At 43.7% G+C, this 7,987-nt stretch carries 9 protein-coding genes; 1 reads left to right on the plus strand and 8 read right to left on the minus strand.

Features of this window, described 5'->3' with window-relative positions; genetic code table 11:
• Positions 1 to 5: 5 nt before the first annotated feature.
• The 8 genes from JGK16_RS08945 to nuoB form a co-directional block, all read right to left on the minus strand.
• Entirely contained in the window at positions 6 to 224 is a 219-nt protein-coding gene (locus JGK16_RS08945) for a hypothetical protein (RefSeq protein WP_293186870.1), read from the minus strand.
• 429 nt (positions 225 to 653) lie between these two features.
• Positions 654 to 1,070, minus strand: coding sequence for a VOC family protein (locus tag JGK16_RS08950; RefSeq protein ID WP_293190220.1), 417 nt, complete (start codon positions 1,068 to 1,070; stop codon positions 654 to 656).
• A gap of 149 nt (positions 1,071 to 1,219) precedes the next feature.
• Positions 1,220 to 1,513 (minus strand): antibiotic biosynthesis monooxygenase, encoded by a 294-nt coding sequence (locus JGK16_RS08955; RefSeq protein ID WP_293190218.1) that lies wholly within the window; start codon positions 1,511 to 1,513, stop codon positions 1,220 to 1,222.
• A 4-nt stretch (positions 1,514 to 1,517) separates the two neighbouring features.
• The gene (locus tag JGK16_RS08960; RefSeq protein ID WP_293190216.1) at positions 1,518 to 2,057 is read right to left on the minus strand and encodes a GrpB family protein; all 540 of its coding nucleotides are present in this window, start codon (positions 2,055 to 2,057) and stop codon (positions 1,518 to 1,520) included.
• A gap of 32 nt (positions 2,058 to 2,089) precedes the next feature.
• The gene (locus JGK16_RS08965) at positions 2,090 to 2,740 is read right to left on the minus strand and encodes an MAE_28990/MAE_18760 family HEPN-like nuclease (RefSeq protein WP_293190214.1); all 651 of its coding nucleotides are present in this window, start codon (positions 2,738 to 2,740) and stop codon (positions 2,090 to 2,092) included.
• Complete coding sequence (locus tag JGK16_RS08970; protein ID WP_293190212.1) at positions 2,737 to 3,846, minus strand: DUF262 domain-containing protein; 1,110 nt, start codon at positions 3,844 to 3,846, stop codon at positions 2,737 to 2,739. The genes JGK16_RS08965 and JGK16_RS08970 overlap by 4 nt, the downstream gene beginning before the upstream one ends.
• A 212-nt stretch (positions 3,847 to 4,058) precedes the next feature.
• The gene (locus JGK16_RS08975) at positions 4,059 to 4,607 is read right to left on the minus strand and encodes a GNAT family N-acetyltransferase (RefSeq protein ID WP_293190210.1); all 549 of its coding nucleotides are present in this window, start codon (positions 4,605 to 4,607) and stop codon (positions 4,059 to 4,061) included.
• A 175-nt stretch (positions 4,608 to 4,782) separates the two neighbouring features.
• Positions 4,783 to 5,484 (minus strand): NADH-quinone oxidoreductase subunit NuoB, encoded by a 702-nt coding sequence (gene nuoB, locus JGK16_RS08980; protein ID WP_293186872.1) that lies wholly within the window; start codon positions 5,482 to 5,484, stop codon positions 4,783 to 4,785.
• 363 nt (positions 5,485 to 5,847) lie between these two features.
• Here nuoB and cax point away from each other — a divergent pair, with 363 nt between their 5' ends.
• Complete coding sequence (gene cax, locus JGK16_RS08985; RefSeq protein WP_293186864.1) at positions 5,848 to 6,969, plus strand: calcium/proton exchanger; 1,122 nt, start codon at positions 5,848 to 5,850, stop codon at positions 6,967 to 6,969.
• Positions 6,970 to 7,987: the final 1,018 nt, after the last annotated feature.

Genomic DNA, 7,987 nt, shown 5'->3' on the forward strand with positions numbered 1-7,987 from the left:
ATTCATTAAATGGCAAGTTTTCCCCGGAAAAATTTAATCTTTGGCGATCGATGGTGGTTGTGCTGTTGAAAGTTAACAATAGGGTGAAACCCCTCAGCAGGCAAAACTTTGGCTGAGGGGGGCTGCTGCACGAAATTGCTGCGTTGTGTCGGCGCAAAATCTTTTGTTGAGTTTTCTTGGTGAAAAGTTACTTTTACCCGACACCAGTAACTTATGGAAGCCAACAGATAGCCTCATTAATGCGATCGCGTGCGTGGGGATTTTCATGTCTTACCTCGACTTGATGCCGACTGCTGAAACAGCCTCGATACAATAATAGACTTGAATTGCATAAGTCTTCGATCGCTCCCTCAAGCGCAGATGTCAGACAGATGCAACCGACGATGCAACGCAGATAATTTCAGGGTGTTTTCCGATTTTTGCAATTCAAGTCTATTTTTTATCGATTGTTGGGGTATTCGAGCATCATTTTTGGTGGGCGGGGAAACAGACTCACATACTCGCGGGGCGATCGAGCAATTGACGGTTGATGCTGCTGCATGGCACATTTACCGTTCAGGACTATTCCAATTATATGCGACTGCTGTCCCGGCGCCTTTCGTCCGCCCTCACCGTGCCGTGCAAGTGCCGTTCAGCCCCTGCACAGCCTATTTTCAGCCAACTTTCTCCACCGTAAATCTAATTTCTTGCCCGTAGGATAGTTCCAGAGTATGACCGTCCGGGTCTCGCAAAAAGGCCCAATAGCCGATCGGATATCCAGAATCTTTTGGTTCATCAACCAGCACACCTTCTTGACGTGCACTATCGCAGAGAGAATCCATATATTCCCTACTCTTGCAACCAACCCCAAGGTGTGCCAGCGGAGACAAAACTGGATGTACAGAGTTTGTCTGAATCAGCACAATTACAAAAGGACGAGTGCCATCAGAAAGCCATACAACAGCAACACCTGCTGCTGCATCAATCCGGCGGTGAACGACCTGCATCCCAGCATACTTCGAGTAGAATTCAATACTTTTCTCAACATCGGAAACTGGGAGTGCGATGTGAGTGAAACCGATATCAATCATTTGTGATGTTCCTCCATGCTTTAGACTTAAAACTTTATAAATACTCCGGGACGCAGGAGAGGTTAGAAACCGGGTTTTTTTACAAAAACTTTTCGCTGTAGCCCTCAGATTAGGTGAAAAACCAGGTTTCTTTAGTTTTAATACGTAAGTCATGACAAAATGACTTCATAATGTTCTACTGTTGGAAATGGGTCGTAAAAATGATGCAATAAGGAACGCCACATTTGATAATCTGGCGATTCTCGAAATCCAACGGTATGGTCTTCCAAACTTTGCCACCGCACCAGCAAAATATAACGATTTGTGTTTTCTATGCAGCGTTGCAGCTCGTGCGAGATATACCCCGGCATAGAAGATATAATAGCTGAAGCTGTTTTGAAAGCAATTTCAAAGTCAGCAGCCATATTAGGTTTAATGTCAAGAATTGCAACTTCTAATATCATAGATTTAATCAGATGCTCTCCACTTGGCAGCCTTCATATCCATTGCTTTAATAAATCCAGCTTTTCCGTCCATGTACGCCTGAATATTATCATAGTATTTATTTGCGAGTTCTTGTTTGAGCTCGCTGTATTGCTGTGCATCTTCAGGATGGGAAATCATATAATCTCGAAACCTTAAGTGACGCCCTATCTGTGGTGAGTTCACTTCAAACGTGTGAATGTGGTGCGTTCTAATCCCTGCCTCATTCCCCTTGCGAAAAAAACGACGACCCGATATCCCAAACTCACCCATTGCTTGATAACCTAATGCCTCAAGTGCTGAGTTTTGTGTATCCACTTTGATAATATCTTTGACCACAACTAGCATATCGATAATTGGCTTTGCATGAATTTGTGAAATTGCTGTGCTACCAATATGATGTATAGCGATCGCATTTTCGGTAAGTGCAAGTGCAATCTGTTTTGACTCAGCCTCAAAAACATCTCGCCAACTTGGATCGTGCGGGACGACTTCTACTTTGATAAAATCTAGTTTTCTTGACATGATTGATAATTATTTGCTCCTGTTGTTATTATCTAAGGTGAAGTAGACCGAAATTTTTTCTCAATAGCAGCATTTTCTATCTGGTTCCGAAATATATCCAGCATTCCTATAACTTCTCTGTGCAACTCTAGATATTCATCCCTATCTAACACCGAATAATTTCCGTGTGCAATTTCGTTCCTTGTCTTCAAAAGCTTGGTATCAATTAATACCGACTTAGTAGAGTAGATTGAAAAATCAATTCCCAGAATATAAGTTATTTCCTTTAAGATTTCAGAAGATAGATTCGATGCAGTAGATATTACATCTTTAGGTAGGAGACATCTCTGATTCAATTCAGAAAGGAAAAAGTCACAAACAGGTATATACAATGATGGTTTATTTGTCTCTTTTGCCTCCTTAAGTTTTTCTTTCATAGCCAAAGCTAAAAAATTACTAGAAAGCTCCTGGTAGCTAAGCTTTTTTGAGATTATATATTCTAGATAAGAGTTTGCTGCTAACTTAACAAAACCTTCCCAATGGGAATACAGAATACATACTCCACCTCGAATTAATGCTTTATGTCTTTGGTCAGAAACATTTTTCGCTTCTATCAAAGATTTCATTTCTGAAAGTTCTTTCTTTCGCCAAGCAAGATCGGTAGCCAATTTATCACTTAATTGTTCCGCTGTTCGGATGCTCATAAAGGTGAAAATACCTTTCTACCAAGCGGAATCAGATAAGGTAAGCGTCTTGCTGCATTCATTCCAGCTCCCGACCATTGTTTATAAATTTGATTTGACCAAAGAGTTTTTATACGATTAGATATTTGGTCTATTTCAATTGGATTTTGATAGTTGTATCCAATTCCTAGTGCTACCACCTCATATAAAGATAATAGAAAGCCTCCGAGGAATTTATCCTGATCCGATTTATATCGCTTGAAGCTATCATCTCCCATAGCTCGATCGAGAATATTGAATGTTACATCGAACGCTTTCTCTATATGGCTGAAATCCAAATCTTTTTTAACAGCCATTTCACGCATTCTAGCAGTTAGGAACTCACTCACGTCACCACCCAACTTTTTAAGACTTTCATTATCTTGGTCGAAGAGAAGAATAAAACGCAATACTAATTCCATATCATACTGTTCTTCATAGAGTCGATCGCTCAAAGCAATGCAGCTTTTAAATGACTCGCGATCTGCCAGTGAACGCATCAAATCATACAAATTTTTATTCAACATTAAAAGAATGCAATTTCTTACTTCTTGTGGCGTGGCAATTGATCCTCCTGTATTTAGCCGCTGAAATAATTCATATTTAATCATTTCATCGCTTTCTTTTTCAACAATATTGACGGATATTTTGGCTCGCTTAATCAATAAACGTTGTACCTGACTAAAAGAGTTCTCTTTGTCGTCTGGGTCGTCCCATTTTTTGCCTTTCAAGGAAGGTAAGTATGTAGTTTCTTGTAAAGCGAAAAAAGATGTTTCTTGCTCTGGATTTTCAGGCTTCAAAAGACCGACAAATTCATAGATGGTTGAGAGTCTCTGCAAACCATCGATCACATCCCAAATCCCATCATCTCTTTGACTAACAAAAATCGGAGGAATCGGGATGCCTAAAAGAATTGATTCTATAAAAGTTGATTTTTGATAATCAGACCACCGAAAAAACCTTTGAAAATCTGGGTGAATATCGATTTCCTTATTTTCATAAAGACTGATCCACTCGCCAATAGACATTGAGTAGCTATCTGTCCGAATTTCTTGCCTTGTTTTGTCAATCTCTTCTTGTAGAGGCATGGCTGAAGCATTCCTAAGTATTATTATGTATAGCTATCCTTGCAGGGCAATACTTAGACATTATATCACTAGGCGAACATTTGAAGAAAGGAGGCCCAGAAATAGTCAACTTTGTTGTCAAGACCATGCGAAATCAGACCTGCTGAAGTTTCCAGGTATTTTCTCTTGTAAATTAGTGGCACAACCTTCACACTGATTCGATCGTTACTGAGTTACCGGCTGCACAGAAAGGTCTTAAACATACGGACAACGGGGAGAAACTGATTGTTTGGGAGCGGAATTTCAAATTGCTCGATCGCCCGATAGCCAAATTTTGTGTAAAATGGCTCTCCCGCCAGCGTTGCGATCGTCTCCACATCCTTAAATCCAGCACGCTCAGCAGCCAGTTCACAGGATTGGATAATCTGACTGCCAATTCCTTGACGCGCCCGTGCTGGATCGACAAAGAATGCCCGAATCTTGGCTGAGTCGCTGTCTGGGTTGAGCAGGCTGTCTTCTTGATTATTTTTGCCTGAATCACCTCCATAAAGCGTTTTTCGCTGGCTCCAACCACCGCAACCGACAATTTGGTTATTGTGTTCAGCAACAAAGTATGTTCGATCTTGAATCAGTTGGCTGTCAACCCCAAAGACTGTGCCGATTGCGCCTTCAATCTGCTCAGAAGTGTAGTAGTCTGCTTGCAAAGCTCTAGCAGAATCTGGAATTAAAGTTGTCAGCTTAGGAATATCTTCTAAGCTAGCTAATCGAATATAAAAATCCATTTCATATGGTGTCTGGTTAATTAACAGTCATCTGTAACGGTTCGTAGTGAAGACTTTAGTCCGCAGAAATATCAGAGGACTAAAGTCCTCACTACAAACCTTGTTTATTGTGGTCTTGGTTGCGGAGATGATATTATTCGGTGAGACTCGTGGAAGATATGAATTTCAATCATACTTAAGCTTCGATCGCCCGAATCGATTCCAACTCCCGTACAACAGGCAATCCCGATGCGACAAGTTCAGGCGGCACCTGATGGGTTTCCAGGTATTTTCCGTCGTGAATTAGCTGCACAACGTTCATCCGGTGAGGGCGGGTGTAATAGCGGTGGGTTGGTTCCGTCTTTTGCCTTTCTTGCAAGCTGTCGTTGGCAATTTTCTTGCGGAGTTTGACGATCGCATCCATAATCGCTTCCGGCCGCGGCGGACATCCAGGTAAATAAACATCCACCGGAATTAGCTTGTCCACACCGCGCACAACAGTCGGAGAATCTGCACTAAACATTCCGCCCGTAATCGTGCAAGCGCCCATTGCAATCACGTATTTGGGTTCGGGCATTTGTTCGTAAAGCCGCACCAACACAGGAGCGTATTTCATCGTAATTGTGCCGGCGGTAATCATCAAATCTGCCTGTCGGGGAGACATCCGGGGAAATACACCTAATCGATCCAAATCGAAGCGGGAAGCGAGCATGGCGCTAAACTCAATGAAGCAGCAAGCAGTGCCAAACATCAGCGGATACAGGCTGGACATTTTTGCCCAGTTGTAAAGGTCATCGACGGTTGTGAAAATTACGTTTTCCGATAGCTGTTGCGTAACTTCGGGATAAGCAGCCGGATTGGCGATCGACAAATCTTCTGAAGCAATATCTCGTGTCATGTCAGGTGAATTCATGTTGACAAAACTCCTGGAACGATATAGCTGTTGGTTGTTCGTTGACACTCTAATTCTGGCATCGAATTTTAGCTCCCGCCACGAACTGTCAGATATCTTGATACTCGCGCACTCTCTCATCTTCGGAACAGGCAATTTATCTGTGTAGCAGCTTAGTTCTCGGCTGAGTCATTTTCAAATTATCGATCGACCTTTTCAATTTTATTAAGTATCTTCGCCAACTTCTGACCAAAAAACGTGAGTGCGATCGCCAATAGCCTTAAACCAGCATCCAATTCCTTTCCCCCTCCCCTTGGCTAAACTTGCTGGCAGGCTATGATTGACGGTTGGGAGCTTTTCAGAATTTAAATGCTAAACACAACCAACATAATTTCCAGCCTGCTGCTATTTATCCCAGTTTCGATCGCCGGACACTTTCTCGGCTGGGAATCCTCCACAATCTTCATCACCTCCGCCCTAGCCATCATCCCTTTAGCAGCCTGGATGGGTACGGCCACCGAAGAAATCGCCGTTGTCCTCGGCGCCAACTTGGGGGGTTTGCTGAATGCTACCTTCGGAAATGCCACGGAATTGATTATCGGCATCGTCGCCCTCAACGCCGGACTAATAGATGTTGTTAAGGCCAGCATCACCGGTTCAATTATCAGCAACTTACTGCTGGTGATGGGATTTGCAATGCTGCTAGGCGGCTTGCGCTACAAAGAACAAGAATTTCAGCCCACAGTCGCGCGGTTGAATGCTTCCGCGATGAACTTAGCTGTGATTGCCATTTTGGTGCCGACGGCTGTTAATGTCACTTCTATCGGCATCGCCCCGGAAACTATGCAAAATCTCTCTAGCGCTGTTGCGATAGTCCTGATTATTGTCTACGTGCTGACTCTGCTGTTTTCGATGAAAACCCACAGTTATCTTTACGATGTAGGGGTGGCAGAAGTCGAAGGTCTCGAAGAATTAGCCGAAAGTAACTTAGCACCAGACAGTCCCGACCACAAGGTGAATCTACCGTTGTGGATTTCGGTACTGTTGGCCTGTACCGTCATGGTGGCGATCGAGTCAGAACTCCTGGTTAGTAGTCTAGAAGAAGCGACGGCGCGTTTGGGGCTGACATCACTGTTTACCGGGGTGATTTTAGTGCCGATTATTGGCAATGCTGCCGAACACACGACGGCGGTGACGGTGGCGATGAAAAATAAAATGGATTTGTCGGTTTCTGTGGCTATGGGCTCGAGTTTGCAAATTGCTTTGTTTGTTGCCCCGCTGTTGGTTTTGGTGGGTTTTATCGTGGGCCAACCGATGGACTTGAACTTCAATCCGTTTGAACTTGTAGCAGTTACGGTGTCGGTGCTGATTGCGAATTCTATCAGTTCTGATGGCAAGTCTAACTGGCTCGAAGGTACTTTGCTGTTGGCTGCTTATGCGGTTTTGGCGCTGGCGTTTTTCTTCCATCCCGTAATCGAAGGACTCGTTTAAAAGGGTAAAGAAGTCAAGCGTGAAGTCGGAAGTTCGGCAACGAGAAATGTGCGGGATTTAACTCATGTAACGGATAGAATTCCCGATTACCCATCAGTTATGCCGTCATCGGGAAGAGGGAAGTCCTAGGGAAGAAAGCAGAAGGAAGTTCGGCCTTATTCGCAATGTGCGGGATTTAACGGATGTAACGGATAGAATTCCCGATTACTCATCAGTTATGCCGTCATCGGGAAGAGGGAAGAAAGCAGAAGGAAGGAAGATGGAAAAGGCATTAGGCAGATGTTTGTCCCCCACTCTCCCCCTCTCCCACTCTCCCCCTCTCCCCCTCCCCCACTCTCCCCATCCCCCACTCTCTTTTATTTCTTCCTTCCAGAGTGCTCCGGAGCGATCGTACAATGGAAAGCGGAAAACGAGCTAGAGTTCACTCCGCTTGACATTAGCGACGGGAAGGATTTAAATCAAGAGTGCTCATCAGTCTTGTACTGGGTGTGATACGATCGTCGCAGGTTGAAAATTGAGTATAACTAGACAACGTAAAAACTTAACTGGATTGTTGAGTACGCAGTCACACCGATCGGTGTTGCCGTCTAGGAAAACTCGTATTTGAACGAAAACCTGACTAGATCGAGACGATCGAGTACGGTAGGGCATACCGGAATTTACGCTTCAGGAGAAGACACTTTTACTTGACCTGGAGTAATCCAGTCGCAAGCAAGTGACTTCGTTGAACCAAGAATCTCAGTCACCAAGAGTGCTGAGAGTGCCAAAGTAAAACTTGATAGAGGTTAACTTACAGGGCGAAATAGTTATCTAAACTTAGTTAAAGCTCGCTGGACAAGATAAGTCTAGAAAGGCTATGATATCTGCAATGCCGAAAACCAAGGCTCAATTATCCGGTTTGTAAACCGCAGTTATGTCTGTACTAGCCAGCCTGTTAAGGTCGAGAAGGAAGTCCACAACTCGTTAAATTGGCTGAAAATAGTGGGTGACTCATGGCTAATAGCGACCGCTAGAATTG

It is taken from the genome of Microcoleus sp. PH2017_09_SFU_O_A (assembly GCF_020738625.1).
In the GTDB taxonomy this organism is placed as follows: domain Bacteria; phylum Cyanobacteriota; class Cyanobacteriia; order Cyanobacteriales; family Microcoleaceae; genus Microcoleus.

What these genes read in the sequence shown, in the direction of transcription:
- JGK16_RS08950 (WP_293190220.1), bottom strand. Translation starts at nt 1,070, where the DNA reads ATGATTGATATCGGTTTCACTCACATCGCACTCCCAGTTTCCGATGTT.
- JGK16_RS08955 (WP_293190218.1), bottom strand. Translation starts at nt 1,513, where the DNA reads ATGATATTAGAAGTTGCAATTCTTGACATTAAACCTAATATGGCTGCT.
- JGK16_RS08960 (WP_293190216.1), bottom strand. Translation starts at nt 2,057, where the DNA reads ATGTCAAGAAAACTAGATTTTATCAAAGTAGAAGTCGTCCCGCACGAT.
- JGK16_RS08965 (WP_293190214.1), bottom strand. Translation starts at nt 2,740, where the DNA reads ATGAGCATCCGAACAGCGGAACAATTAAGTGATAAATTGGCTACCGAT.
- JGK16_RS08970 (WP_293190212.1), bottom strand. Translation starts at nt 3,846, where the DNA reads ATGCCTCTACAAGAAGAGATTGACAAAACAAGGCAAGAAATTCGGACA.
- JGK16_RS08975 (WP_293190210.1), bottom strand. Translation starts at nt 4,607, where the DNA reads ATGGATTTTTATATTCGATTAGCTAGCTTAGAAGATATTCCTAAGCTG.
- nuoB (WP_293186872.1), bottom strand. Translation starts at nt 5,484, where the DNA reads ATGACACGAGATATTGCTTCAGAAGATTTGTCGATCGCCAATCCGGCT.
- cax (WP_293186864.1), top strand. Translation starts at nt 5,848, where the DNA reads ATGCTAAACACAACCAACATAATTTCCAGCCTGCTGCTATTTATCCCA.